Source organism: Amycolatopsis sp. NPDC043889, assembly GCF_056435645.1.
In genome coordinates, this window is the sequence record NZ_JBWKEC010000008.1 from 182178 (window position 1) to 208549 (window position 26372).

The 26372-nt window shown below is 68.2% G+C and carries 20 protein-coding genes; 11 read left to right on the forward strand and 9 right to left on the reverse strand.

The window, feature by feature from the left end; all coding sequences use genetic code 11:
- The first annotated feature begins 28 nt into the window (after positions 1-28).
- Complete coding sequence (locus AC0685_RS18115) at positions 29-1486, forward strand: flavin-containing monooxygenase (protein ID WP_478226559.1); 1458 nt, start codon at positions 29-31, stop codon at positions 1484-1486.
- Positions 1483-3150 carry a GMC oxidoreductase gene (locus tag AC0685_RS18120; protein ID WP_478226560.1) on the forward strand — a complete coding sequence of 556 codons (1668 nt, stop codon included), beginning with the start codon at positions 1483-1485 and terminating at the stop codon, positions 3148-3150. Before AC0685_RS18115 ends, AC0685_RS18120 begins: the two co-directional genes overlap by 4 nt.
- Before the next feature lie 144 nt (positions 3151-3294).
- On the opposite strand, the gene AC0685_RS18125 is transcribed toward AC0685_RS18120, so the two are convergent.
- A complete protein-coding gene (locus tag AC0685_RS18125; protein ID WP_478226561.1) occupies positions 3295-4785 on the reverse strand; it encodes a chitinase in 1491 nt (496 codons plus the stop codon).
- A gap of 161 nt (positions 4786-4946) precedes the next feature.
- On the opposite strand from AC0685_RS18125, the gene AC0685_RS18130 reads away from it, so the two are divergent.
- Positions 4947-7325 (forward strand): Tex family protein, encoded by a 2379-nt coding sequence (locus AC0685_RS18130; protein ID WP_478226562.1) that lies wholly within the window; start codon positions 4947-4949, stop codon positions 7323-7325.
- A gap of 66 nt (positions 7326-7391) precedes the next feature.
- On the opposite strand, the gene AC0685_RS18135 is transcribed toward AC0685_RS18130, so the two are convergent.
- Positions 7392-9122: an acyl-CoA dehydrogenase gene (locus AC0685_RS18135; protein WP_478226563.1), complete on the reverse strand. Its 1731-nt coding sequence runs from the start codon at positions 9120-9122 to the stop codon at positions 7392-7394.
- A gap of 25 nt (positions 9123-9147) precedes the next feature.
- Positions 9148-10485, reverse strand: coding sequence for a serine hydrolase domain-containing protein (locus tag AC0685_RS18140; RefSeq protein ID WP_478226564.1), 1338 nt, complete (start codon positions 10483-10485; stop codon positions 9148-9150).
- 275 nt (positions 10486-10760) lie between these two features.
- On the opposite strand from AC0685_RS18140, the gene AC0685_RS18145 reads away from it, so the two are divergent.
- Positions 10761-12410 carry a DEAD/DEAH box helicase gene (locus AC0685_RS18145; protein ID WP_478226565.1) on the forward strand — a complete coding sequence of 550 codons (1650 nt, stop codon included), beginning with the start codon at positions 10761-10763 and terminating at the stop codon, positions 12408-12410.
- A gap of 226 nt (positions 12411-12636) precedes the next feature.
- On the opposite strand, the gene AC0685_RS18150 is transcribed toward AC0685_RS18145, so the two are convergent.
- The 5 genes from AC0685_RS18150 to AC0685_RS18170 all read right to left on the reverse strand — a co-directional run bounded on the left by AC0685_RS18150 (position 12637) and on the right by AC0685_RS18170 (position 17557).
- Positions 12637-13569, reverse strand: a complete 933-nt coding sequence (locus AC0685_RS18150; protein WP_478226566.1) for an acyl-ACP desaturase — start codon at positions 13567-13569, stop codon at positions 12637-12639.
- Positions 13570-13830: 261 nt separating this feature from the next.
- Complete coding sequence (locus tag AC0685_RS18155; protein WP_478226673.1) at positions 13831-14520, reverse strand: ABC transporter substrate-binding protein; 690 nt, start codon at positions 14518-14520, stop codon at positions 13831-13833.
- Between the two features lie 299 nt (positions 14521-14819).
- A complete protein-coding gene (locus AC0685_RS18160; RefSeq protein WP_478226567.1) occupies positions 14820-15713 on the reverse strand; it encodes an ABC transporter permease in 894 nt (297 codons plus the stop codon).
- Positions 15700-16482 (reverse strand): ABC transporter ATP-binding protein, encoded by a 783-nt coding sequence (locus AC0685_RS18165; protein ID WP_340685061.1) that lies wholly within the window; start codon positions 16480-16482, stop codon positions 15700-15702. The genes AC0685_RS18160 and AC0685_RS18165 overlap by 14 nt, the downstream gene beginning before the upstream one ends.
- 16 nt (positions 16483-16498) lie before the next feature.
- Positions 16499-17557 carry an ABC transporter substrate-binding protein gene (locus AC0685_RS18170; protein ID WP_478226568.1) on the reverse strand — a complete coding sequence of 353 codons (1059 nt, stop codon included), beginning with the start codon at positions 17555-17557 and terminating at the stop codon, positions 16499-16501.
- Between the two features lie 217 nt (positions 17558-17774).
- On the opposite strand from AC0685_RS18170, the gene AC0685_RS18175 reads away from it, so the two are divergent.
- Positions 17775-19295, forward strand: coding sequence for a sensor histidine kinase (locus tag AC0685_RS18175; RefSeq protein ID WP_478226674.1), 1521 nt, complete (start codon positions 17775-17777; stop codon positions 19293-19295).
- Here the strand turns inward: AC0685_RS18175 and folP are convergent.
- Positions 19292-20158: a dihydropteroate synthase gene (gene folP, locus AC0685_RS18180; RefSeq protein WP_478226569.1), complete on the reverse strand. Its 867-nt coding sequence runs from the start codon at positions 20156-20158 to the stop codon at positions 19292-19294. The genes AC0685_RS18175 and folP overlap by 4 nt on opposite strands.
- Positions 20159-20420: 262 nt before the next feature.
- Between folP and AC0685_RS18185 the strand changes: the two genes are divergently transcribed.
- The 6 genes from AC0685_RS18185 (at position 20421) to AC0685_RS18210 (ending at position 26136) form a co-directional block, all read left to right on the forward strand.
- The gene (locus AC0685_RS18185; protein ID WP_478226570.1) at positions 20421-21581 is read left to right on the forward strand and encodes a glycoside hydrolase family 88/105 protein; all 1161 of its coding nucleotides are present in this window, start codon (positions 20421-20423) and stop codon (positions 21579-21581) included.
- A gap of 143 nt (positions 21582-21724) precedes the next feature.
- Positions 21725-22729 (forward strand): winged helix-turn-helix domain-containing protein, encoded by a 1005-nt coding sequence (locus AC0685_RS18190; protein WP_478226571.1) that lies wholly within the window; start codon positions 21725-21727, stop codon positions 22727-22729.
- A gap of 70 nt (positions 22730-22799) precedes the next feature.
- Positions 22800-24359: a recombinase family protein gene (locus tag AC0685_RS18195; protein ID WP_478226572.1), complete on the forward strand. Its 1560-nt coding sequence runs from the start codon at positions 22800-22802 to the stop codon at positions 24357-24359.
- Between the two features lie 231 nt (positions 24360-24590).
- A complete protein-coding gene (locus AC0685_RS18200) occupies positions 24591-25001 on the forward strand; it encodes an Lsr2 family DNA-binding protein (protein ID WP_478226573.1) in 411 nt (136 codons plus the stop codon).
- 11 nt (positions 25002-25012) lie between these two features.
- Positions 25013-25657: an Lsr2 dimerization domain-containing protein gene (locus AC0685_RS18205; protein WP_478226574.1), complete on the forward strand. Its 645-nt coding sequence runs from the start codon at positions 25013-25015 to the stop codon at positions 25655-25657.
- A complete protein-coding gene (locus AC0685_RS18210) occupies positions 25654-26136 on the forward strand; it encodes a hypothetical protein (protein ID WP_478226575.1) in 483 nt (160 codons plus the stop codon). Before AC0685_RS18205 ends, AC0685_RS18210 begins: the two co-directional genes overlap by 4 nt.
- Positions 26137-26372: the final 236 nt, after the last annotated feature.

A 26372-nucleotide genomic window follows, 5' to 3' on the forward strand; every position in this document is an offset into this window, starting at 1 on the left:
GGGTGACCGCTGGGTAACTTCGATCGGCATGGGCGATACGAGCGTGCTGATCGTAGGGACGGGCTTCGGCGGGGTCGGGACGGCGATCGAGCTCAAACGCGCCGGATTCGACGACTTCACCATCCTGGAAAGCGCCGGCGAACCCGGCGGTGTCTGGCGGGAGAACACGTACCCCGGCGCCGGCTGTGACATCCCGTCGCCGCTGTATTCGTTCTCCTACGAGCCCAACCCCGACTGGCCGAAACGGTTCTCGCTGCAACCGGACATCCACGAATACCTCAAGCGCGTGGTGCGCCGCTACGGGCTCGAACCGCACATCCGGTTCGGCACTCGCGTCACCGCCGCGGCCTTCGACGAGGAGCGCGGGCTCTGGCGGGTCGAGACCGCGGGCGGCGAGACGTTCGAAGCGAACGTCTTCGTCCCCGCCGTCGGCCAGCTCTCGCGGCCCGTCCGACCGGACATCCCCGGCCAAGGAACCTTCGAGGGCGCCAGCTTCCACTCCGCGCACTGGGATCACGACGTCGACCTGCGCGGCAAGAAGGTCGCGGTGATCGGCACCGGCGCGAGCGCCATCCAGTTCGTGCCCGAAGTCCAGCGCCAGGCGGGCGAGCTGACGGTGTTCCAGCGGACCGCGCCCTACATCATGGCCAAACGGGACACCCGCTACCGGCGCTGGCAGCAGCGGCTGTTCCGGCATCTGCCTGCCACCCAGCTGCTCGGCAGGCTCCGGATCTTCCTCCTCGCCGAGTACGCGACCTATGCGATGACCAAATATCCGTTGCTGGCCAAGGTCTTCGAACTCCGGACGGCCCAGCTGCGGCGCCGTCACATCAAGGACAGGGCGCTGCGCGAGAAACTCATCCCGGACTATCCCCTGGGCTGCAAGCGGATCCTGTTCACCAACGAGTACCTGCCCGCGCTGGCGCGGCACAACGTCGCCGTCGAGACACGGCGGATCAGCGCGATCACACCGTCCGGCGTGCTCACGGAAGACGGAGTCGAACACGAAGCCGACGTCATCGTCTACGGGACCGGTTTCGCGGCGACCGACTTCCTCGGCGAACTGAAGGTGGAGGGCCTCGGCGGACGGGCGCTGTCCGACGCGTGGAAAGGCGGGGCGCGGGCGTACCTCGGCATGACCGTGCCCGGGTTCCCGAACCTGTTCTGCGTCTACGGGCCCAACACGAACCTCGGCGCGGGCTCCATCATCTACATGATCGAACGGCAGGCCCGCTACATCCGGCAAGCCGTCGAGCACCTCGCCAAACCGGAAGTGTCCTATATGGACGTCATACCGGAGGTCGAGCGGAAGTACGACGAGGAGATCCAGCGACGCCTCGGGCGCAGTGTCTGGACGGCCTGCGCCAGCTGGTACCGCCAGGAGAACGGCCGCGTGAGCACGAACTGGCCGGGTCTGGTGACCGAGTACGACCGGCGGACGAGGAAGCTCGACCTCGGCGACTACCGGACGGCGGGCGCGCGATGAACTACGACGTGCTGGTGATCGGCTCCGGTTTCGGCGGCAGCGTGACCGCGTTGCGGCTCACCGAGAAGGGATACCGCGTCGGCGTGCTGGAAACCGGCCGCCGGTTCGCCGACGACGAGTTCGCGAAAACCTCGTGGCGGCTGCGGAAGTACCTGTGGGCCCCGAAACTGGGCTGCTACGGCATCCAGCGGCTCACACTGCTGAAGAACACCTTCGTACTGAGCGGCGCGGGCGTCGGCGGTGGGTCGCTCGTCTACGCGAACACGCTCTACGAACCCCCGGACACCTTCTACGAAGACCCGCAGTGGGCGCACATCACCGACTGGAAGGCCGAGCTCGCCCCGCATTACGACCAGGCGAAACGGATGCTGGGCGTGGTGGAGAACCCGCTGGTCACGCCGGCCGACCGCGTACTGCGCGAGGTCGCCGAGGACATGGGCATCGCGGACACCTACCGGCCGACGCCGGTCGGCGTCCATTTCGGCAAGCGCGACGTCGACCCGTTCTTCGGCGGTGAGGGCCCGCCGCGAAAGCCGTGCACGCACTGCGGCGAGTGCATGACCGGCTGCCGGGTGGGCGCGAAGAACACGACCGTCAAGAACTACCTGTACCTGGCGGAGAAGGCGGGCGCGGAGGTCCATCCGCTGACCACCGCCGTGTCGGTCCGGCCGATCGATGGCGGATACGCGGTCGACACCGTCCGGACAGGACGTTGGGTACGCAAGCGCAAGCGGACCTTCACCGCCTCCGAAGTCGTGTTCGCCGCCGCTTCCCTGGGCACGCAACGACTTCTGCACTCGCTGAAGGACTCGGGCACGCTGCCGAACCTGTCACCGCGTCTCGGCTTGCTCGCCAGGACGAACTCCGAGGCCGTCCTCGCCGCACGGTCCCTGCGAAAGGACACCGATTTCACCCGCGGCGTCGCGATCACGTCGTCGATCCATCCCGACGCCGTCACGCACGTCGAGCCGGTGCGCTACGGCAAGGGCAGCAACTTCATGGGCCTGCTGACGACGGTGCTCGTCGACGCCGAGCCGGGAAAACGCAGGTGGGTGCTGGGCGCGCGGGAACTGTGGCGGAACCGGCGGCAGCTGGTGCGGCTGCACAACCCGCGACGGTGGTCGGAGCGGATGGTCGGGCTGCTGGTGATGCAGACGCTGAACAATTCCGTTACCACGTATACGAAAAGCGGGCTCTTCGGCCGCCGGATGACCACGAAACAGGGCATCGGCGAGCCGAACCCGGAGTGGATCCCGGCCGGGCACGAGGTCACGCGACGGGTGGCGGACAAGATCGGCGGGCTGGCGCAGGGCGCGTGGACGGATCTGGCGAACATCCCGATCACGGGGCATTTCATCGGCGGCTGCGCGATCGGCGACAGCGCCGAGACCGGCGTCGTCGACCCGTACCAGCGCGTGCACGGTCATCCCGGGCTGCATATCGCGGACGGTTCGGCGATTTCGGCGAATCTCGGGGTGAACCCGTCGCTCACCATCACCGCGCAGGCGGAGCGCGCGATGTCGTTGTGGCCCAACAAAGGCGAGGCCGACCCGCGGCCGCCGCTCGGCTCCCCCTACCGGCGCCTGTCCCCTGTCGCCCCGCTGAAGCCCGTCGTCCCTCCGGAGGCCCCTGCCGCCCTCCGGCTCCCCCTCACCCCGCTCTGACCTTACGCGTTTAGTCCTCTGGATGCGGTAGTTCGCAGGGCGAACTACCGCATCCAGAGGACTAAACGCGTAGGGGGGAAGAAGTGGAAAGGGCGGGTGCCGCCGCCCGCGCGACGTCGGCACCCGCCCCGGTCTAGCGGATCGTCACGGGAGGCCTGCCAGGCCCGCGCTCACCGTGTTCGACCACGCGTAGCCCTGCGAGGCGTCCCAGTTGATCGACCAGGTCATCGCGCCCCGGATCGCCGGGTACGTCGTCGAAGGCTTGAACGAACCGCAGTTCGTGCCCTTCGCCAGGCAGTTCAGCGCGTTGACCGTGTTGCCGGGCGCCTGGTAGCCGCCGCCCGCGGCCGAGCCGGAGGCGGGCAGGCCGAGCCCGACCTGGTCGGCGCGCAGACCGCTCTGCAGCTGGATGCAGGCCAGCGCGGTGAGGAAGTCGACCGTGCCCTGCGAGTAGACCTTCTGGTCGCAGCCGAGCATCGTGCCGCTGTTGTAGTACTGCATGTTGACGATCGTCAGGATGTCCTTGACGTTCAGCGCCAGCTTGAAGTACTCCGCCGCCGGGCTCTGCATGTCGATCGTCTGCGGCGCCATGGTGATGATCGAGCCGCCCGCCGCGTGGATGCTGCGCAGCGCCTGCGCCATGTAGGTCGCGTTGACGCCGTTCTCCAGGTCGATGTCGACGCCGTCGAAGCCGTAGGTCGCGATGAGCGACTTCATGCTGTTGGAGAAGTTCGTGGCCGCGGCCGCGGAATCGACGCGAATCGTGCCCTTCTCGCCGCCGACGGACAGGATGACCTTCTGCCCGCGTGCCTGCGCCGTCTTGATGTCGGCCTTGAACTGCGCGTCGGTGTAGCCACCCAGCTGGCTCGACAGCCCGGAGTCGAGGGTGAAGCTGACCGCGCCCGGCGTGGCCGTCGCGTCGGCGAAGGACACCGCGATGATGTTGTACTTCGTCGGGACGTCGGCGAGCTTGAGCGCCTTCGCGCCGTTGTAGAAGTTCTGCCAGTAGCCGGTGATCACGTGCTTCGGCAGGTTCCCGGTCGGCGGGGTGCTCGTCGTGGTCGTCGGCGGGTTCGACGTGGTGGTCGTCGGGGTCGTGGGCGTGGTCGGCGTGGTGGGGGTCGTCGTCGGCGAGCCGCCGGGGCCGTCGAGGTTCACGTCGTCGGCGAAGTACGCGGGCTGGCCGTACCAGCCGTGCAGGTAGATCTCGACGCTCGTGGTGGACGCGCCGGTGGTGAAGCTCAGCGAGAGCTGCGACCAGCTGCCGCCACCCGGGGTCCAGGTGTTCTTGTCACCCGTCCCGGTGCCGGTGACACCCAGGTAGGTGTAGCTGCCCTGCACCCACGCCGAAAGCGTGTACGCGGTGTTGGCCTTCACCGCCACGCTCTGCGAGCAGCGGGCGTTGTCCTGCCCCGCCGGGGTGGCGCTGAGCGCGCGAGTGCCCGAGTGGACCGGCGTGGTGACCACCGCGTTCGCGCCGGTGCAGGTCCAGCCGCTCGTGGTGCCTAGTTCGAAGCCCGGATTGGTCAGGATGTTGGCGGCCGAGGCGCTGCCCGAGACCGCGAAAGTCACCCCCAGGCACACGGCCAGTGACGACAGCAGGGCGAGGAACGCGTGTTTCGGCTTCACTTTCACGACTGGCCTCCACGAACGGGTGATGTCGGCCACATCAAAATGGTACAGACCAATACAACTGTCAAGGGTTCGGTTAGAGGAGGCCATACGAAAGTCGGCTCGGCACGAGCGGCAGAATGCAGGGTCCGAGAGCACCCGAGGGCGGAATCAGGAGCGTGGGAGTGAGCGTGCAGGGCCTGCAGACAGTCGAGCAAAAGATCGCCGAAGAACTCGGCGTGCGCGAGGGGCAGGTCAAGGCGGCCGTCGACCTGCTGGACGGCGGATCGACCGTGCCGTTCATCGCCCGGTACCGCAAAGAGGTCACCGGGATGCTGGACGACACCCAGCTCCGCACCCTCGAAGAACGCCTCCGCTACCTGCGGGAACTCGGCGAGCGCAAGGTCGCGGTGCTGGAGTCGATCCGCAGCCAGGGCAAGCTGGACGAGGCGCTGGAAGCGTCGATCATGGCGGCGGACACCAAGTCCCGCCTCGAGGACATCTACCTGCCGTACAAGCCCAAGCGGCGGACGAAGGCGATGATCGCCCGCGAGGCCGGCCTGGAGCCGCTCGCCGACGGGCTGCTGAGCGACCCGAACACCGACCCGCAGGCCGCGGCCGCGGTGTTCGTCGACGCCGACAAGGGTGTCGCGGACGCGCAGGCCGCACTGGACGGCGCCCGCGCGATCCTCGTCGAACGCTTCGCCGAGGACGCCGACCTGATCGGCGAGCTGCGCGAGAAGATGTGGGCGGAAGGCCGCCTGGCCTCGAAGGTCCGTGACGGCAAGGCCGAAGAGGGCGCGAAGTTCTCCGACTACTTCGACTTCTCGGAGCCCTACACCAAGCTTCCCTCGCACCGGATCCTCGCGATGTTCCGCGGTGAGAAGGAGGAGATCCTCGACCTCACCATGGAGTCGGAGGAGCCCTCCGAGGAACCGCGTACCGGGCCGACCGAGTACGAGAACCGCATCGCCCACAAGTTCGGCATCTCGAACGAAGGACGGCCGGCCGACAAGTGGCTCGGCGACACCGTCCGCTGGGCGTGGCGGACGAAGATTCTGCTGCACCTGGGCATCGACCTGCGGATGCGGCTGCGCCAGTCGGCCGAGGACGACGCCGTCCGCGTGTTCGCCGCGAACCTGCGGGACCTGCTGCTCGCCGCCCCGGCGGGCACGCGCGCCACGATGGGCCTCGACCCGGGCTTCCGCACCGGCGTCAAGGTCGCCGTCGTCGACGCGACCGGCAAGGTCGTCGGCACCCACGTGATCTACCCGCACCAGCCCGCGAACAAATGGGACCAGTCGATCGCCGAACTCGCCGCGCTGTGCGCCCGGCACAAGGTGGACCTGATCTCGATCGGCAACGGCACCGCGTCGCGCGAGACCGACAAACTGGCGGGCGAGCTGATCAAGAAGCACCCGGAACTGAAGCTGACGAAGGCCGTCGTCTCCGAGGCGGGCGCGTCGGTCTACTCGGCGTCGGCGTTCGCTTCACAGGAACTGCCGGGCATGGACGTCTCGCTGCGCGGCGCGGTCTCCATCGCGCGGCGCCTGCAGGACCCGCTGGCGGAACTGGTGAAGATCGACCCGAAGTCGATCGGCGTCGGGCAGTACCAGCACGACCTGTCGGAGATCTCGCTGTCGCGTTCACTCGACGCGGTGGTCGAAGACTGTGTGAACGCCGTCGGTGTCGACGTCAACACCGCGTCCGCCCCGCTGCTGACCCGCGTCTCGGGCATCACGACGACCCTGGCGGAGAACATCGTCGCGCACCGCGACGAGAACGGTCCGTTCAAGACGCGGAGCGGGCTCAAGGAGGTCGCACGGCTCGGCCCCAAGGCCTTCGAGCAGTGCGCGGGCTTCCTCCGGATCCCGGACGGCGACGACCCGCTCGACTCGTCCTCGGTGCACCCGGAGGCCTACCCGGTGGTGCGGCGGATCCTGTCCTCGACCGGCACGGACATCCGCTCGCTCATCGGCAACTCGCGGACACTGCAGGCGCTGAAGCCCACGGAGTTCGTCGACGACACCTTCGGTCTGCCGACGGTGACCGACATCCTCGCCGAACTCGAAAAGCCGGGCCGCGACCCGCGACCGGCGTTCAAGACCGCGACCTTCGCCGACGGCGTCGAGAAGATCGGCGACCTCAAGCCGGGCATGCGGCTGGAAGGCGTCGTGACGAACGTGGCCGCGTTCGGCGCGTTCATCGACGTCGGCGTGCACCAGGACGGGCTCGCGCACGTCTCCGCGCTGTCGAAGAACTTCGTCAAGGACCCGCGTGAGGTCGTCAAGCCCGGCGACATCGTCAAGGTGAAGGTCCTGGAGGTCGACGTGCCGCGCAAGCGGATCTCGCTGACCCTGCGGCTGGACGACGAGCCCGGCAAGCCTGCTCGTGAGCAGGGCGGTGGCGGTGGTCGTGACCGCGGCCAGGGCGGCGGTCAGCGCCAAGGCGGCGGTCAGCGTGGCGGTCAGGGCGGACGCGGTGGCGGCCGGGACCGCGGCGGCAACTCCGGTGGCGGCGGCGCCATGGCGGACGCGCTCCGGAAGGCCGGCTTCGGCAAGTAGGGCTCAGAAGTCCGTGAAGGCCTCCTTCCCTACCCTGAGAGTAGGGAAGGAGGCCTTCACGGATCTTTACGGGTTCATGGCGTAAGCACCGGAGAGGTCCCGCACCAGCGACCACACGTGATCGAAGCGCGCCGCGTCGACGACCGGCTTCCGGATCGAGGCCAGCGCGAGGGCCTGCTGCGCGTCGGTCGAGGACGACTTCCCGTGCAGATCGATCGCTGTGAGGCTGAAGTCCTGTACCAGGATGGCGAAGATCTGGTCGACGACCTCGGTCTCGATCCCGGTGATCTCGGCCTGCTCCAGCACCAGCTGCCCGTAGACGACCAGCGTGAACAGCTCGGTCAGCGCGAGACCGAAGTCGATGTCCTGCTGCTGCGCCTCGTCCGGCGCGGCTTCGGTGAACAGCTTCACCAGCGCCTCGGCCTGCTCGGTGAACCGCGCGACGTTCGGGATCGCGGACGCCTTGGCGTACGCCTCACGCCAGTCGTGGAACCGCACCTTCGACAGGCCGCGCGCGGGGCCTTGACGGAACAGGAACTCGTCGTCGGCCGCGTCGGAACGGGTCGGCACCGGCTCGTAGGCCTGCGGCGCGAACAGGTACGCGGGCACGAACTTCGCGATCAGCGCGAGGTTCACCGCCACCGTGCCTTCCAGCTTCGGCAGGCCGTCGATGTCGTTCTTGGCCATCGCGAGGTAGGTGTCGGCCTCGAATCCCTTGGCCGCCACCACATCCGCGACCAGGCCGATGACCTTCTGCGCCTCGGTGGTCACCTTCATCTTGGTGATCGGGTTGAACAGCAGGTACCGGCGGTCGTCCGCGTTCGCGCTGCGGAAGTAATCCACGGCACGGTCGGAGAACAGCTTCATCGCGACGAGCCGCGCGTACGCCTCGACGAATTCCCGGCGCACGTGCGGGAATTCGGTGACCTTCTTGCCGTAGAGCACCCGGTTGTGCGCGTGCGTGATCGCCTCGTACAGCGAATGCGTCGACATCCCGATGCCACCGAAGCACAGGTTGAACTTGCCGATGTTGACCGTGTTCAGCGCCGCGGAGAACGCGTCGGCGCCGACGTGCAGAATGTCCTCTTCGGACACCGGGTAGTCGTTCAGCTCGAACTCGGCGACGTACATCTGCGACGGCACGACGTTCTTCACCACGCGGTAGTTCGGGTGTTCCGAGTCCGCGTAGAAGAACACGTACTGGTCCGGGCCCTCGACACCGTCGATGCGGCCGAACACGGACACGGTCCGGGCGCAGTTGCCGTTGCCGATGTAGTACTTCGACCCGTTCGCGCGGTAGCCGCCTTTGCCGTCCGGGGTGAGCACGAGGTCCGACGAGTAGATGTCGGCCCCATGCTCCTTTTCGGACAGTCCGAACGCGGCGACGCCGCCGGCCGCGAGCGAGTCCGCCGCGCGTTTGCGGGCGGCCTCGTTCGCGCTCTGCCACACCGGCCCCAGGCCGAGGATGGTGACCTGCCAGGGATACCAGTAGTTCAAGCCATAAAAGCCGAGGATTTCCGACAGGGCCGCGACCCGCGCGGTGTCCCACCGTTTGTCGGGATTCCCCTCGGCGTTGGCGCCAGGAGTGAGGAACGTGGAGAACAGGCCTTCCTTGCCCGCGAACTCGATGAAGTCCGCGTAGAAGGTCCGGTCGTGGTAGTCCTCGACGAGCTTGCGCTTGCCACGCTGTTCGAACCACTCGATGGTGGCACGCAGCAGGCGACGCGTCTCCGGGTCGAACTGCCGTGGGTCGTACCCACCCGGGTTCAGCAACAACGCGGTCGCCTTTTCGCTCATGGTCACTCCTGGTCAGCCGAAGTTACTACCCGGTAACCGTAGCGCCTCGCTTCGCTGTCCGGCCACCGAACTCGACCGAAGTCACCCGTCCACGCTCGTCGCGCAGGAACCGGGCGGTGGGCTTGCGGGTGTCCGCGGCCGGGGCGATCGCGTCGCCGCCCACGAAAACGGCCTCGAACGGCGGTGGCGAGGGAAAGCCCTCGACGTCGGCGACCAGCTGGGCCCAGAGGGCGCCGTCCCGGTCCTTGACCACGAACGCCAGGTCACCGGTCTGATAGCGGCCCAGGTACTCGGCGATGTCCGGCTGCGGCACCGGCGGCGGGCTCGTGAGCGGAGGCAGCCCGACCACGTGCTCCAGGCACCAGTCGACGACCTTCGCGCCCAGTGCGGACCCGCCCGCGCTATTGGTCAGCACCGTGACGGCGAAATCCCCCTCCGGCACGGTCACGAACTCCGACAGCTGCAGGTTGCTCACGTTGCCGCCGTGCCGGACCAGCCGGGCAGCGCCGTGGGTCGTGTGCAGCCAGCTGAGCCCGACCTCTTCGAACCGCAGCGCGGCCCTGCGCTGCGGCGCGCGCATGAGGTCGCGGGTGGCTTCGCTGATCGGAGGCTCGCCCTCGGCCTCACCGGTCAGGAAGAACCGGGCCCATTTCAGCTGGTCGCCCGCGGTCGACCACAGCCCGCCGCTCGCGCTGTCCGCACGGGTGAGGCCCACGGTGTGCTCGACCGCCGCTTCACCGTCGCGCAGCACGTGTCCGACGGCGTGACGGCGGGTGAGCACCTCCCACGGCAAGTAATACGACTCGGTCATACCGAGTGGGTCGAGCAGCCGGGCGCGGACCACGTCCTCGAAGGGTTCGCCCGCCACCACCTCGACGACCCGGCCGGCCAGCTGGAATCCGGCGTTGCAGTAGGAGAAGACCTCGCCGGGCGGGAAGTTCTGCGGCAGGTCGCCGAACTTCGCGATCGCGAGGGCCAGCGCGTCGTCACCCCACCCGGTGGTGAAGTCGACGTCGCCGAGGAAACCGGCCGAATGCGTGAGCAGATGACGCGAGGTCACCGTCTTCCGCGCCACCGGATCCGCCAAGGGGAGATCGGGAAGGTACTCGACGACCGGCCTGTCCAGGTCCAGCACACCGTCTTCGACCAGGGCCAGCACGGCGGCCGCGGCGAAGGTCTTGCTGGTGGAGCCGATCATGAACAACGTGCCGGGATCGACCGGAAGCCCGGTGTCCACACTGGACACTCCGGTGGCGAACACCGACTCCTCACCGCGGTGCGTCACCCCCACCACCGCTCCGGGGACGCTCGCGCGACGCGCCTCCTCGTCGAGCACCCCTTGCAGATCCTGAACGTTCGACACCCGTGTCCCCTTTCGTCCGGTCAGGTCAGCGTTTCACCGCGACGCCGCGCCCGGCTCGTCCGAACCGACGAACATCACCGGACCGGTGCGGGCGATATCACGTAGCCCGGGAGATCACGACCCAGTACACTGGACGACGCGGTCCGCTCAGTTCTGCCTCGGGCCGCGTTTCGTTGTCGAAGACCACGCGCCGCGGCCCCCGAGGTCTGCGCCGGGCAGGACAACCGTTTCTATCCTTACGGAGATACCAGGGCGCGCTTCGCGCCCACACGCTTATGAGCACACCTACTTTCACCGAACTCGGCCTGCCCAAGACCCTCGTGGACTCGCTCGCCGAACAAGGCGTCACCAGCCCGTTCCCGATCCAGGCCGCCACGCTGCCGCATTCGCTGGCGGGCCGGGACGTCCTCGGCCGCGGCCGCACCGGCTCCGGCAAGACGTACGGCTTCGTGCTGCCCGTCCTCGCCCGGCTCGCCGAAGGCCCGACCCGCCGCCGCCCCGGCCGCCCGCGTGCCCTGGTCCTGGCGCCGACGCGCGAACTGGCGACCCAGATCGAGGCTTCGTTCCTGTCGCTGGCCAAACCGCTCGGCCTCAAGGTCACCACGATCTTCGGCGGCGTCAGCCCCAACCCGCAGATCACCAGGCTGCGTGACGGCGTCGACATCGTCGTCGCGTGCCCCGGCAGGCTCGCCGACCACATGCGCTCCGGCGAGGCGAAGCTCGACCACGTCGAGATCACCGTGCTGGACGAGGCCGACCACATGGCCGACCTCGGCTTCCTGCCCGACGTCCGGCGCATCATGGCCGAGACCCCGGAGCGCGGGCAGCGCCTGCTGTTCTCCGCGACCCTCGACGCGGGCGTCGACGTGCTGGTCAAGCGCTTCATGCACGACCCGGTCACGCACAGCGTCGACTCGGCCCAGTCGCCGGTCTCGACGATGCAACACCACGTGCTGCACCTGGAGGAGACCCACCGGCTGCCGGTGCTGATCGACCTCACCGCCGCCCCAGGCCGCACGCTGGTGTTCACCCGGACGAAGCACCGCGCCAAGCAGCTGACGCGCAAGCTCATGGCCTCCGGCGTGCCGGCGGTCGAGCTGCACGGCAACCTCGGCCAGACGGCGCGGACCCGCAACCTGGAGGCGTTCGCCTCCGGCGCGGCGAAGACGCTGGTCGCGACCGACATCGCCGCGCGCGGGATCCACGTCGACGACGTCACGCTGGTCATCCACGCGGACCCGCCCGTCGAGCACAAGGCGTACCTGCACCGCTCCGGCCGGACGGCGCGGGCCGGCGCGTCCGGCACCGTCGTCACGCTGATGACCGACGCGCAGGTCGGCGACGTCCGCGACCTCACCCGCAAGGCAGGCATCAAGCCGACCACGACGCAGCTCGGCCCCGGCCACCCGCTGCTGTCGGAACTGGCGCCCGGTGAGCGTTCGTTCACCGCTTCGCCGCGACGGCCGATCGTGGACACGCGGCCGAAGCGCGTCAGCGCCAGCGGTGAAGCCATCCCGGGCAAGGGCGACGACGAAGACCGTCCGGCAAGCGGTGGACGTGGCGGCCGCGGTGGCCGTGGCCGAGGTCCTTCCGCCGGTGGCCGTGGAGCTTCCGGTGGCGGCCGTCGCGGCGGCTCTTCCGACGGCCGTTCGCGTCAGCCCCGTACCGAGGGCGACCGCCGCGGCGCTCCCGCCGGCCAAGGCCGTCGCGCGGCCGAGAGCACCGGACGTCGCGAAGGCGCGCCCAAGGGCGGCGGCCAGGGTCGTCAAGGGCGTCACGGTGCCGCCGAGTCGCAGCCGCGCCGCGGCTCCGGTGCCACGAAGTCCCAGTCCTCGCGGAACCAGTCCGGCGGCGCTCCGGCCCGTCGCGGTGGTGCCGCCGCGTTCTCCTCGGGGACCCGCGCCGGCTCGCGCCGCTCGCGCTAGTCCTCCCCGACGGCCGTCACGCGAGTTCCGTCTTCAAACACGCGAGATCCGGCTTCCGTCACGCGAGTTCCGCCCGCGATCACGCGTGATCCGGCGGCCGGCTCACGTGATCAGAGGGACGACACACGAGTTGGCCATCTGATCACGCGTGTCGTCCGGCGGGACACGCGTGACGGCCGCCGGATCTCGCGTGCTTGGAGGCGGAACTCACGTGACTGGGGCCGGGTCACGCGTGTCGGGCGGCGGCGCGGGCTTCAGCGGCCGCGCGGCGCTCCTCGAAGCGTGAAGCCTGCGTGTCGAGGGCCTTCAGGAACTGGTCGAGTTCGTCCCGTGCCTTCTCCCCCACCTCGCCGAGCCCTTCGAGCTCGAAGATCTTCCACTGCCGCAGCAACGGCCAGATCACCTCGTCGTGGTGGATGCGCAGGTCGTAGATCCCCGCCTTCGCGATCAGCGCGGCCTTCCGCACGAAGCTCGGGATCACCGCGCCCGGCATCTGGAACTGGACGACCTCGTCGGTGATGGCGCGCATCATCGCGTCGGGTGAAAGCTCCAGCGACGCCTGCACCAGGTTCCGGTAGAAGAGCATGTGCAGGTTCTCGTCCATCGCGACCCGCGCGAGCAGCTTCTCGCACAAGGGATCCTGCGTGTACTTCCCGGTATTGCGGTGCGAAATCCGCGTCGCGAGCTCCTGGAAGGATACGTACGCGAAGACGTTCAGCAGCTCTTTGTCGCCGCTGTCGTACCCGGCCTGCATGGTCTGCATCCGCGACCGCTCCAGCTCGACCGGGTCCACCGCGCGCGTCACCAGCAGGTAGTCGCGGATGCAGATCCCGTGGCGGCCCTCTTCGGCGGTCCAGCGATGCACCCACGTACCCCACGCGCCGTCGCGGCCGAAGGCGCGCTCGATCTCGCGGTGATAGCTCGGCAGGTTGTCCTCGGTGAGGAGGTTGACCTCCAACGACGTCCGCGCGATCGGCGACACCCGCGACTGCTCGGGATCCCACGCTTCGCCGCCGAGGTCGGCGAAGTTGCGGCCCTCGTCCCACGGCACGAACTCGTGCGGCATCCATTCCTTGGCGACCGAGAGATGCCGGTTGAGGTTCTCCTCGACCGTCCCTTCGAGTTCGAGCATCAGCCGGGTGGTTTCGGGGACCGCCATGCGTTTCGTCCTTCCAGGGTACGGAAAACGCCTACCTACGACACCGTAACTTACGGTGTCGTAGGTTTGCCACCTCCGGAAGGTGAACGCTCAGGAGCCGGCGACAGGGTGTCGCGAAAGCCACAGGACGTCAGGCATCACTGTGGCCTTCGCAACGTCTGGCGAGTGGCCGGGCCAGGCGCCACACCGGGGCCGTCCATGAAGGAACTGGGACGTTGAATGTCCCAATTCCTTCATAGACGCGAGGTCGACCTTGAACTGTCAGGAGCCGGCGACGGCTGCCAGCTTCGGCACCAGCTGCTCGATCGCGTACGGGATGCTCAGCACGGTGTTGAACGAGATCGCGGCCCCGACCGGCGGGTTCTCGTAGGTGATGAACAGATCCCGCTTGTCCGCCGACACCTTCAGCTTCCGGTACACCGGATCGGCCCGGATCCTGGCCTCCGCGCCGACGTCGGAGTTCAGCCACACCAGGCGATCCGCGTCGAACAGATCGAACCGTTCCGACGAGACCTCGACGACGTTGTTCTCCGGCTTGCTCAGCGCCTTGACCGGTTCGAAGGGCCGGAAGCCCAGCTCGGTCATGAAGATCATCTTCGGGTCGGTCGTGGTGAACGCGGAGAACTTGCCCGCCTCGAAGGTGTCGGCGACGACCATCGACAGCTTCGCGAACCCGGGATGCTGGGCCCGCGCCTGCGCGAACCGCCGGTCGATCCCGGCGATCAGGTCCTCGGCCTTTCGCTCAAGGCCCAGTGCGCGGCCCACCATCCGGGTCGTCTCCTGCCAGGGCGCCGCGTAGTCCTCGAACTTCGGCGGCTGCGCGACGACCGGAGCGAGCCGCGAGAGCTTCTCGTACTGCTCCTTCTTCATCCCGCTGTACTGGGCGAGGATCAGGTCCGGCTTCAGCGCGGCGATCTTCTCGAAGTTGTAGTCGTCCCGTTCTCCGACGATCTCCGGCTGCTTTGTCGCCCCAGCGGGCCTGGGTCCACGGCCACTTCCCGTACGGCCGCTCCTTGAACCAGTCGCCGGCGCCGACCGGCCGGATCCCGAGCGCCAGCACGGCGTCGTGGTCGGAAAGGCCGAGCGTGACGATCCGCGACGGCTGTTTCCCGACCGTCGCCGACCCGTATTTGTGTTCGACGGTCACCGGAAAGGTGCCCCTGGCCTCCGGCGGCACCAGGGTCTCGTCGACCGATTGCGAAGAACCACAACCGGCTACCAGCAACGACATCATCAGCCTGCCCAAAGTCCTAAAGGGACGCGGTGAGACCACGCGCACGCAGGACCGAGCGTTCCAGCGGACGGAACACCACCAGCTCGATACCGACCCCGACCAGCAGGATCAGGAAGATGGCCGACATCACGGCCTCCATGCTGTTGAACGACGAGCCTTCGTGCAGGTACGCGCCGAGTCCCTTGCCGAGCGCCGGGGACAGCGCGATCAGCTCGGCGGCCATCAGCGAACGCCACGAGAACGCCCAGCCCTGCTTGAGCCCGGCGAGGAATCCGGGCAGCGCGGCGGGCAGCAGGATGTGCCGCGCGGACGACAGCCTGCTCGCGCCCATCACCTGGCCCACCCGCGGCAGGATCGGCGGGATCTGGTCGATGCCTGCGACCAGCCCGTTGGCGATCGAAGGAACCGAACCCAGCAGGACCACGAAGTAGATCGACGCGTCGTTCAGCCCGAACCACAGGATCGCCGCGGGCACCCAGGCCACCGACGGAAGGCTCTGCAGCCCGGTCAGGAACGGCCCGACCGCGGCCCGGACGACCCGGACCTTCGCCACCAGCAGCCCGAGCGGTGTCCCGATGACCACGCCGATCAGGAAGCCCAGCGCGGCGCGGTGCACCGACGTCCAGACGAACTCGAAGATCTCTCCGTCGACGGTGATGCCGACGAGTTCGTCCCACACCGCGAGCGGCGCGGGCAGCATGGCCTCCGGCCAGAACGCGGCGGCCCACAGCGCCTGCCACAGCGCGATCACCAGGATCAGGAAGACCACCGGCGGCACGAAACCGCGCAGGAATCGCTTTCCCCGGCTTTCCCGGCGCTCCCCGGTGGGGGTGTCGAGCGAGTCGAGCCCCGCGCCGACGGCCTCGTCGGCGTCTTCCGCCGCGGTTTCGGGGCGGTCAAGCCGCGGCATGGGTACTGATCACCTCCCGGAGGTGACCGGTGATCTCCAGCGTCAGCTCCTCGGCGTCGGAGGCCTGGACGTCGCGCCATTCCCGCACGACCCGGCCGGGCCGCGACGAAAGCAGCACGACCCGCTGGCCGAGCCGGACGGCCTCGCGGACGTCGTGGGTCACGAACAGCACCGAGGTGCCGGTGCTGCGGTAGACGCGCAGCAGTTCACCCTGCAGGACGTCGCGGGTGATGGCGTCGAGCGCGGCGAACGGCTCGTCCATCAGCAGCAGCGACTGCTCCGGGTCACCGCCGACACGCAGGGTGGCGGCCAGCGCCCTGGCGAGCGCGACGCGCTGCCGCATCCCGCCGGACAGCTCGTGCGGCCGCTTGTCACCCGCGCCACCGAGGCGGACGAGTTCGAGCAGTTCGGCCGCCTTTTCCCGGCGCTCGGCCCGGCCGAAACCGGCGAGCCGCAGCGGCAGTTCGACGTTGCGGGCCGCGGTCAGCCACGGCATCAGCGCGGCCTCCTGGAACATGACCGCGGGCCGGGAGGTCTCCAGGGTGATCGAGCCCGACGTCGGCCGGTCGAGACCGGCGACCAGGTTCAGCAGGGTGCTCTTGCCGCAGCCGGAGGCGCCGAGGAGGCAGACGAACTCGCCGGGGGCGACCGTCAGGTCCATCCCGTCGAGGGCCACGACGGCGCGGCCGGTCGGCCCGAAAGCCTTCCGCACCCCGTCGAGGCGCACGGCGACACCGGTGGACAGGCCGGGCTCCAAGGTGGTCGTCATCGCTGATCCCCTCCGGTCACTTCGTCAGCCCGGGCGCGTTCACGCCGGGCTCGCCCTGCTCGGAGAGCACGGCGTTGAGCGGGCCGAAATCGGCGAACCCCTTGAGGTCCACCGCGGACTTCACCACACCCGCGGTCACCGAGTCCTGCGCGAGCTGGCTGAAGGTCGACGCCACCGGATCGATGCCGAGTTCGATGCCGGAGAACGCGCGATCGAGAACGGTCTCGCTCAGGGTGCTGCCCGCGAGCGCCTTGAGCTCGCCGTTGACGACCTTCTTCGCCTCGGCAGGGTTGGTCTTCGCCCACTCGATGGCGGCGAGTTCACCCTTGAGGATGGCGGTGACGGTCTCCGGGTGCTGCTGAAGGAACTCCCTGCGGACGATCACGACAGTGGTCGGGAACTTGCCTTCCGGCCACAGCGTCTTCTCGTCCAGCAGGACCTTCGCGCCCGCGTCGAGCACGAGCCGCGAGGACCACGGCTCCGGCAGCCAGCCGCCGTCGAGCTCGCCCTTCTTGAAGGCGTCGAACGTCTTCGGGTTGTCGAGGTTCGTGACCTTGACGTCGGGCAGCTTCTTCTCGGCGACGAACTTCTTGAGCGCGACGTCCTGGGTGTTCGCCAGCGACGGCGTCGCGATGTTCTTTCCGGCGAGCTGCTCCGGCGCGGTGATCTCCGGCTTCACCACCAACTGGGCGCCGCCGGTGACCGCGCCGGAGACCAGCTGGATGGCGCCCTTGGACTTGGTGAAGGCGTTGATGGCCGGGCCGGAGCCGATGAACGCGATGTCGAGCGAGTCGCCGAGCAGCGCGTTGACCTCTTCGGGGCCGGCGTTGAACGTCTGGGTGGTGAGTTTCGTCGAGCCGAGTTCCTTGGCGAAGAAGCCGTTCTTGGTCCCGATCAGCGCGGGCGCGTGCGTCACGTTCGGGAAGTACCCGACGCGCACCTCGGCCGCGGCCCCCTGGCTCTTCTGCTCCACTTCGGTGCCCCGATCGGCACGCGAACACCCGGCGATCCCACTGGCCAAGGTCAAGGCGGCGAAGGCCGCGGCCAGCAAACGGGTTCTGTGGTGGGTGCGCACGGAAGGGTCGCCTTTCGGAGGGTACGACTTGGCTCGGGTGGTGGCGCGAGAGTCGCATGTTCACCCACGTGCCTGCATCGCCATCCGAATGACGGGAAAGATGCTGAGAATCCTTGACACCAGACGGAACTCCTGTTCCACGTTTCAGGAACGGTGTAACGGTTCGAGCCGAACGGACGAATCACGCTTAGTGGTGACGCACCCTCGTACCGTCGCGATGGCGGGCGTACTGACCGCCGGGATCGGGATGGGAGTCGTCGCGTCGACGCTCAAGATCGCCGACGGTACGCACACCGTGCTCGACACCACCCTGTCCACGACGACGGGGTTCCTCTTCCTCCTCGCCGGCGCCATCGCGCACGTACGCCGCGCCTCGAACCCCATCGGCCTGCTCATCGCGCTGGCCGGGCTCGCGTTGTTCGCCGAGGACCTGCAATTCGCCGACCAACCGCTGGTGCACACGGTGGGTTTGGCGCTGTCCGCGGCGTCCAGCCCGGTGATCGCGCATCTCGTGCTCGCCTTCCCGCACGGGAAGCTCCGGTCACACTCCGAACGAGTGCTCGCCTTCTCCGCGTACGCCGTGGTCTTCGGGTCGGCCGTCCTCGGTCTGCTGGTCAACGACGATCCGAAGAACCTCGCCGCGGTCGCCGCTTCGCCGGAGGCCGAACAGCTGGTCAAACGGCTGCTGGAGCTCGTCGGTGCGCTGATCGGCGGCGGGGTCGTGGTGGTGCTGCTCTACCGCTGGCTCACCGGACGGCTTCCGCAGCGGCGACTGCTCTCCCCTGTCCTCGCGATCGCCGTGGTCGGCGCGTTGAGCACCACGGTCGGCAGCGCGCTCGGCTCCGGGCACCCGTTCTCCGAACCGCTGCTGGACGTCTACCGGATCTCGTTCTGCCTGTGGCCGCTGACGTTCCTGATCGGGGTGCTGCGGGCGCGGGTCGGCAACGCGGAGATGATCCGGCTCCTGCTGGAACGCGACGGCACCGGGCTGGCCGCGCTCGTGCAGGACGACGAAGTGTGGAAGGACAGCCGGTCGATCGACGCGCTCAACGCGGCCGCCGGGCTGGTGCTGGACAACCAGCGGCTCGCCGCGGAACTGGAGGAACGCCTCGTCGAGGTCCAGGCCTCCCGTGCCCGCATCGTGGCCGCCGCCGACGACGAGCGGAGACGGGTCGAGCGGGATCTGCACGACGGCGCGCAGCAACGCCTGGTCAGCGTCGTCCTGCTGCTGCGGATGGCGGAGCGCCGGCTCGGGAGTGAGCTCACCCCCGCCGTCGCGACACTGCTGCGAAGCACCATCGACGAACTGCAGGCCACGGTCACCGAACTGCGCGAACTCGCGCGCGGGCTCCGCCCCGCGATCCTCACCGAGGCCGGGCTGATCCCCGCGGTCCGGTCACTGCTGGACCGCGTCCCGCTCGCCGTCGACCTCGCGGACGCGGACGTGCCACGGCTCAGCGGTGCCGTCGAGGCGACGGCGTATTTCGTCGTCTCGGAGGCCGTCACCAATGCCTTGAAACACGCGCGAGCGGGGAAAGTCCGCGTGTGCATCCGCGTCGAGGACGACGGCCTGCGGGTGGACGTCCACGACGACGGCACCGGCACGGCCGACATCGGCGGCGGCTCCGGGCTGCACGGCCTCCGTGACCGGGTCCGCGCGCTCGGCGGCGAACTGACCGTCGCGAGCGAACCCGGCACGGGCACCACGGTTTCGGCCGTCATCCCCTTGGACGGCTAGGCCAGCCCTCGGATAGCGCGCGCGGGCGGGCGCGTCCCCTGGATCGACGCGACCATCTCCAGCACCTGACGAGTGCGCCGTACCTCATGGACCCGGAACACCTTGGCTCCCTCGGCCACCGCCCAGGCCGTCGCGGCGAGCGTGCCGTCGACCCGCTCCGCGAGTTCCACGCCGAGCGTCTCGCCGACGAAGTCCTTATTGGACAGTGCCATCAGCACCGGCCAGCCGGTGTCCGCCAGTTCCCGCGCGTGCCGCAGCAGCGCCAGGCTGTGCCACGTGTTCTTGCCGAAGTCGTGCGTCGGATCGATCAGCACCCCTTGACGCGGGACACCGAGCGCGACCACGGCTTCGGCGTGCGCCGTGGTCTCCGCGACGACGTCCGCGACGATGTCCGGGTAGTGCACCCGGAACGGACGGGTCCGCGGGACGGCGTTCCCGGTGTGCGAGCAGACGTAGCCGGTGCCGAACTCGGCGGCGACCTCGGCCAGTTTCGGATCGGCTCCCGCCCACGTGTCGTTGATCAAGTCCGCGCCCGCCTCGGCCGCGCGCCTGCCCACTTCGTGACGCCACGTGTCGACGCTGATCACCAGGCCGGGGTGCAGTTCGCGGATCCGCTCGACGAACGGGACCACCCGTCGGATCTCTTCCTCGACGCCGACCTCCGCGCCGGGGCCGGCCTTGACTCCGCCGATGTCGACGATGTCCGCGCCGTCGGCCACCGCCCTGGCGACGGCGGCGAGCGCGTCCGGATCCGAGAAGGTCGCCCCCTTGTCGTAGAAGGAGTCGGGGGTACGGTTGACGATCGCCATGACCAGGGCGCGGTCCCGGGCGACGCGGCGCCCGCGGAAGGTCAGCTCGTTCACGCACCGATCGTAGGCGAGCGGACGCCCGCCCGGTGAGTACCGCCCACCGGGACCGTCCCGGCGACCGGGAGCGCCCATTCGAGTGGCATATCTGATATATGACGTAAGAGATCGGATCTCTCTTGACTCGCCATCGAACACCCGGGTACACGTTGTCCCACAAGGAAGTTCCGCCCCAAGGCTGGTCGGGATGCCGGCGGACGGCGGATCGGCATCCCGGCCACTCACTCCCCCGGTTGCCCCGGCGCAGGAAGGGCTTCGAATGTCCCCAGATCCTCTTCGCGTGGCACGGCTTTCCCGGCGCACGGTGCTGGCGGGAACCGCGGGCGCCCTCGGCGCGCTCGCCCTGCCTGGCGTGGCCTCCGCGGCTCCGGTGGATTGGTCGCGCGCCGTCGTCGACTCGACCATGAAGCGTCACACCCCGGCCACCCTCGGCGGCTGGGGCTACACCCGCGGCCTCTACCTCTACGGCCAGTACCTGGTGTACCGGCGCACCGGCGAGAGGTCCTACCTCGGCTACATCCTCGCCTGGTACGACCGGTTCGTCACCGAGAGCGGGATCTCCAATACTTTCACCAATCTGGACGCGATGCGCTCCGGGCAGATGTTCCCCTTGCTATACACCGAAACCGGGCAGGCGAAGTACAAGACCGCGGCGGATCAGTTGCGCGCCCGGTTCCCGTCCTATCCCCGGACGTCCGACGGCGGGATGTTCCACGCCACGAGCAGGGTCGGGCAGCTGTGGGCGGACGGCGTGTACATGGCGCAGCCGTTCCTCGCCCTGTACGGCAAGACCTTCGGCGATGCCGCCTACTGCTACGAAGAAGCCGCCAAGAACGTCAGCGTCTACTTCGACCGGCTCAAGGAGCCCGCGAAGGGCCTGCTGTACCACGCCTACGACGAAGACGGCTCGGAACCGTGGTCTTCGGGCCCCGGACGGCATTCGAAATTCCACTGGGGCCGCGCGATCGGCTGGCTCGGGATGACGGCGATCGACCTCCTCGAAATCCTCCCCCGCGACCATCCGCGGCGCCGTCGTCTCGTCGACGTCGTGAAATTCCTCGCCGCGGGGTACACCCGCTGGCAGGACCGGGCTTCGGGCCGCTGGTTCCAGGTCGTCGACCGGGGCGGCGACAAGGACAACTGGCTGGAGACCTCGGCTTCGGCGATGTACACCTTCCTGCTCTCCCGCGCGGTGGAACGCGGCTACATCGGCGCCGAGTACCGGCCCGTGGCCGCGAAGGGCTACCGCGGGGTTTTGTCCCAGGTTTCGACCGGATCCGACGGATTGACCGATATCTCGAACATCTCCGAAGGCACCAACGTCGGCGACACGGCGTATTACTACGCGCGTAAACGCAACACCAACGATTTCCACGGTCTCGGCGCGTTCCTCATCATGAATGAGCAACTCGCCCGCTGAGTCGTCGCACCGGCCGAAGGGCGCTTTCCCCGCTTCCGACCTGGGGAAAGCGCCCTTCGGTCGTTTTCCGGCCGGATTCCGGGTATTGACCGGAGGCGCTAACATCGCGTGCTGCGACGCCCACTCCCAGGAGGGACGACCGGATGCGCGAGACGCCGCCCCCGGCTTCTTATACCCGGCTCGAACTCGGTGACACCAGCACGATCCCGGTCGGTGTGACGGTTTCCCCGCACATCTCGCTGGTTTCGATGCTCGTCGAGGTCGTCGGCGGGTACGACCGCGGCCTGCCCGCCGCCTGGCGCCGCCAGGTGGGTTCGGCGATCCCCGAGCAGGGATACCGTGCGGCGAGCTCACTCGCCCGCCGCGGCACCTCGGTGCAGCCGGACTTCATCGTCCCGATCAGTCCCGGCGAGGACTGTTCCGCCGCGGCCCAGGCGGAAATGCTGCGCGAGCTGACGGAATCCGACGTCCTGAAAGGCCTGGAAGAGGTCTTCGGCGATCGGGTGCCCGCGCAGTGGCGGCAGGCCGCCGACCATCCGAGACGCTGGGCCGCCTCGCTCGCGGACGCCTTCACCGCGACCAGGCTGGCGACCGAAAGCCTCTGGAGCAGGGCCCGTCCCCTGCTCGACCGCGAAATCGAACGGATCGGCGTCGCCTCGGTCCGCGGCGGGACCGACGCGGTGCTCGGCCTGCTGCGGCCCCATTTCCGGTTCAGCAACGGCTGTCTGCTGCTGCCCGACGCCGAGCCGGCGAAGTACACCGTCCGTGGCCGCAAACTGATCCTCGTCCCGATGCTCGCGGGCAGCCGCTCGGTGGTGTCCAACCTCGACGAAGAGGACGCCATCTGGATCGGCTACCCGCTGCCGGGACTCGACGGCCTGCTCGACGGCGGCAAGCCCGAACCGGCCCCCGGTGTCGACGGACTCGACCTTGTCGTCGGCGCCCACCGCGCGAAACTGTTGCGGCACTTGGGAAAGCCCGCCCGGATGGGCGAGATCGCGAATCTGCTGTCCTGTGCCGCGAGCACCGCGACCTACCACTGCGAACAGCTCGTCTCGGCTGGGTTGATCCAGCGGCATCGCGAGGGTCAGGTGGTGCTCGTGGTCCGGACGCCGCGCGGTGACGCGCTGGTGAACCTGCTTTCCTGACTCGTGAGTGGTAAGGACGGTTAGGCCGACAACTTGTTTATGACACACCAGGTTTGTGACTGTGCGTGTTATGACCCGGACAGTCATTACACAAGCGATCATCTACCTAAGGCTCTCTGACCTGCGTCAGGAGGATCTCAACGAGGACGGCACCGGCCGCACGTTCGGTGACCGGGAGCGGAGGCTCCGCGAGCTTGCTGACCGGTGGGGCTGGCAAGTCGTGAAGGTCGTAGTCGAGAACGACGTCGACCCGAAGACCGGCAAGGCCCGACCGGCTTCAGCGTTCAAGCGTCGCAAGGTCACCCTGCCCGACGGCTCCACTGTGATGCGCGTCATTCGACCCGGCTACAGGGGCATCCTGCGGGACCTGAAAGCGGGTGTCGCGAATGGCCTCCTGGCCGAAGACCTGGATCGGGTGCTGCGTGATCCGCGGGATCTCGAAGACCTGATCGATGTCGCCGAGGCGAAGAGGATCAACGTCAGGTCCCTCACGGGGAGTTTGACCCTCACCGACGGCGGGACCGACGCCGAGATCACGCTCGCGAGGGCCATGGTCGCGTTCGCGAACAAGTCGTCGCGGGACACCTCCCGCCGCGTCTCCCTCGGGCGCGAGCGGAAGGCCCTTGCGGGCGAGTACGGCGGGGGCATCAGGCCCTTCGGGTTCGAGGAGGACGGGGTCACGCCGCTTGAGGTCGAAGCCGACCTGCTCGCCTACGCGTCCACACGCGTTCTCCAGTTGAACAAGAAGACGAAGAAGCCGTGGACCCTGGCGGCGCTCGCGGCCGAGGCGCGGGACGCCGGGGTCTTGACAAGTACCGGGCTGCCGATGACGGCGGGCGCGCTGCGCGAGCTGCTGTTGCGTCCACGGAACATGGGTGTCCTCGTCCACAACGGAGAGAAGGTCGGCAAGCTCCCCGGCAAGCCGATCGTGGCACCGGAGGTATTCGAAGCCGTCGTCCGGCTCTTGACGGATCCCGCGCGGCGCACCAATCCTCCGGGACGGCCCCCGCGTTGGCTCGGTTCGGGCATCTACGGCTGCGGCATTCATTTGGACGGCACGACGTGCAATGTGGGCATCGGCGACCGCTCACCCCGGTACAAGTGCAAACGCAGCTCGCACCTGACGCGGAATGCGGCCCATCTCGACGCTTTGGTTCAGGCGACCCTTCTTCAGAGGATCGCGAGGGACCGGAAGCTAGTCGAGCAGTTCGTATATGAGGCCGAGAAGGCACCTGCCGTGGATCTGGGGGCGTTGCGAGCCGAGGCGGACGTCATCCGGGTCGAGCTGGACGGTTTCGCCGAGGACCGCATTCGCGGTCGGATCACTCGATCTCAGATGTTGAGAGGAACCGAATTAGGTCTTCTTCGTCTGGAAGCGATCGAGCAGCAGATCCGGGACGCGGCTGCCGTGGACTCCCCTCTCGTTCAGTTTATCGAAGTGGAAGACGTGGCTCAGCTGTGGAATTCGCAGCCGTTGAGTGTCCGGCGCTTCGTTCTCGGCACTTTGATGGAGGTGACGATCAAGCCCGTGGGTCGTACTGGTCACGCGTTCGACGCCAAGTCCGTCGACCTGCGATTCAAGGCGCCGGACGGAGCAGGTGGCGGCGTGACGATGCCGCCGATCGGGTGATCCGATCAGCGGACCTTATCTGGTTACAACTGCTCCGTTCGGAGTACCTGCGAGAAAGTAAGTAGCGCGATGGCATTCTTCTTCCCTGGCCGTCGCGCTGCTTACTCTCCAGATACATAAAGAGGACGTTTATCACCCGATCGTGTCCCTCAATGTCATTCGGTTGCCGGGTTGATCATCGGCTTGTAAAACTCCAGTTACCCCTCGCAACGCAATGGAATTACACAATGAGTGGAACCACGACAGGAAGTGTTGCCTCACATGGTGACCCGTCACCGGGCGCTGATCCTCTTCATGAACGAAGACGAAGACCAGCGCGCATCCCCAGGCGGCCCGACGGCCGCCACGATGTACGAAGTCGATCTCGACGCGGACGAGGCTGGGGTGGTCTGCCGCCTGCTCCGCAATCGAGGGAGAGGAGAGCCCCACGAAGCAGATGACGCCACGATCAGGGCGTGGGCGCTACGGCGCAAGCTGCCGGTCAGCGCCCGCGGGCGAGTTCCCGCGCAGATCCGCCGGCAGTACGACCAGGCGCATTCCGATCCACCTCGTCCGGACACAGTGGCCGATGCCAGTTCGGACCAGGGCGATCAGGAGAACGTGGTCCAGCTGAAGCGCCGCCAAGACGGCGCCGATACATAGCCGGGAGAGAGATGGCACAGAAGATCGAAACCATCGTCACCTATGTCGATGACGTGGACTCCTCGCGCGAGGCGACCACGGCCCGGACGTTCGAGGTGGGCGCCCGGTCCTACGTTATCGACCTTGGTGAGGAAAACGCCGCGAGGATCGACAGCGACTTCGCGGAGTGGATGACGGGCTGGCGGAAACGCACGTTCACGTACAACCGCAAGCAGTACACGCGGTGGCTGCGGCCAGACGAGGTCGAGCGTTTCGACGCCATGACGTCGTACTGGACGAAGGCTGCCCGCAGGCTGAAAGACGACGAGACCGGCCACGATGGGCAGGTGACGGTCGACGGCCGCTCCGGTGGCCCGCTGCCGACCATCACGCCGGTGCCCGTGCAAGGTCAGCCCTGGTGGATGGACCCGCCGCGACCACTGAGCCGGGAGACGACACGGCGCTTCTCGGAGGCTCGCCGTGCTGTCCGGGAGTGGGCGAAGCGCAACGGGTGGGACGACCTCGGTACCCGAGGAATCGTTCCCAAGGCCGCTTACGAGGGCTGGTTCGAGAAGGTCTGGTCCACGATGGCCGAACCCTCATGGGAGGGCCTGGCGCAGCATCCCCCCTCGTCAGGCGCCGCGAAGGGTAGCAAGCCTCGCAGGCGGGCCAAATGAGCAGAGCACGAACGCGATTGGACACGATGACCTTGCACGAGGACGGGGAAATCACGGACCCCGACGAGTACCTGAGCAGCAATCCCAAGTTCGCGAAATGCCGCAAGGGGCATGCCTTCCCGCATGAGGACGACGTCCCTCTCCTGGAGGCGTACAACGACGCGGAGGCGACGCACGACAAGACGTTCGTGTGTAGCCGGTGCAAGGTTAAGAAGCGCGAGCGGTTCCACGTCGTCCTGCGGCGAGGACGGGTCATCAGCTACGTCCGACTCGACAACCGCACGGACTACAGGGAGGCGGAAGGCTACCTCGCGAAGGGCGTGAGGATCAGCCGGGCCTACGCGACCGAGGTGTCCATCCGTGCCGAGCTGGAGGACCTGGCATCGGCAGGAACGACAGTTCGCGCGCACCGCCCCAGGAAAGCGACGCCGCCCGCGACGTCGACGCAACGGCAAGGCAGGAAGGCCGCCGTCGCCTGACCCAGCACGAAGGCGGTCGGGCATCTGAGACGCACCTCCAGCCCAGGTTGGTGAAGGCGGAGGTGTCGGGGTCGCGAGTGCTGTAGGGGGCATCGGCGGGGATCTCGTAATCCGGCCCGGACAGAGGTTAAACGAGGTCACGTCGTTCTCGCGATCCCGTATTGGGAGGTCCGGCAAGTCACCGGTGACGGGGCTTGCCGGACTCCCGAGGTGCTGCCGCTCCGGCCGCTGAGGGC

Excerpts from the sequence above, each read along its gene's own strand:
- AC0685_RS18210 (WP_478226575.1), top strand. The coding sequence starts at position 25,654 with ATGAGCAGAGCACGAACGCGATTGGACACGATGACCTTGCACGAGGAC.
- AC0685_RS18190 (WP_478226571.1), top strand. The coding sequence starts at position 21,725 with ATGCGCGAGACGCCGCCCCCGGCTTCTTATACCCGGCTCGAACTCGGT.
- AC0685_RS18195 (WP_478226572.1), top strand. The coding sequence starts at position 22,800 with ATGACCCGGACAGTCATTACACAAGCGATCATCTACCTAAGGCTCTCT.
- AC0685_RS18145 (WP_478226565.1), top strand. The coding sequence starts at position 10,761 with ATGAGCACACCTACTTTCACCGAACTCGGCCTGCCCAAGACCCTCGTG.
- AC0685_RS18135 (WP_478226563.1), bottom strand. The coding sequence starts at position 9,122 with ATGAGCGAAAAGGCGACCGCGTTGTTGCTGAACCCGGGTGGGTACGAC.
- AC0685_RS18205 (WP_478226574.1), top strand. The coding sequence starts at position 25,013 with ATGGCACAGAAGATCGAAACCATCGTCACCTATGTCGATGACGTGGAC.
- AC0685_RS18120 (WP_478226560.1), top strand. The coding sequence starts at position 1,483 with ATGAACTACGACGTGCTGGTGATCGGCTCCGGTTTCGGCGGCAGCGTG.
- AC0685_RS18150 (WP_478226566.1), bottom strand. The coding sequence starts at position 13,569 with ATGGCGGTCCCCGAAACCACCCGGCTGATGCTCGAACTCGAAGGGACG.
- AC0685_RS18160 (WP_478226567.1), bottom strand. The coding sequence starts at position 15,713 with ATGCCGCGGCTTGACCGCCCCGAAACCGCGGCGGAAGACGCCGACGAG.
- AC0685_RS18165 (WP_340685061.1), bottom strand. The coding sequence starts at position 16,482 with ATGACGACCACCTTGGAGCCCGGCCTGTCCACCGGTGTCGCCGTGCGC.
- AC0685_RS18185 (WP_478226570.1), top strand. The coding sequence starts at position 20,421 with ATGTCCCCAGATCCTCTTCGCGTGGCACGGCTTTCCCGGCGCACGGTG.
- AC0685_RS18175 (WP_478226674.1), top strand. The coding sequence starts at position 17,775 with ATGGCGGGCGTACTGACCGCCGGGATCGGGATGGGAGTCGTCGCGTCG.
- AC0685_RS18115 (WP_478226559.1), top strand. The coding sequence starts at position 29 with ATGGGCGATACGAGCGTGCTGATCGTAGGGACGGGCTTCGGCGGGGTC.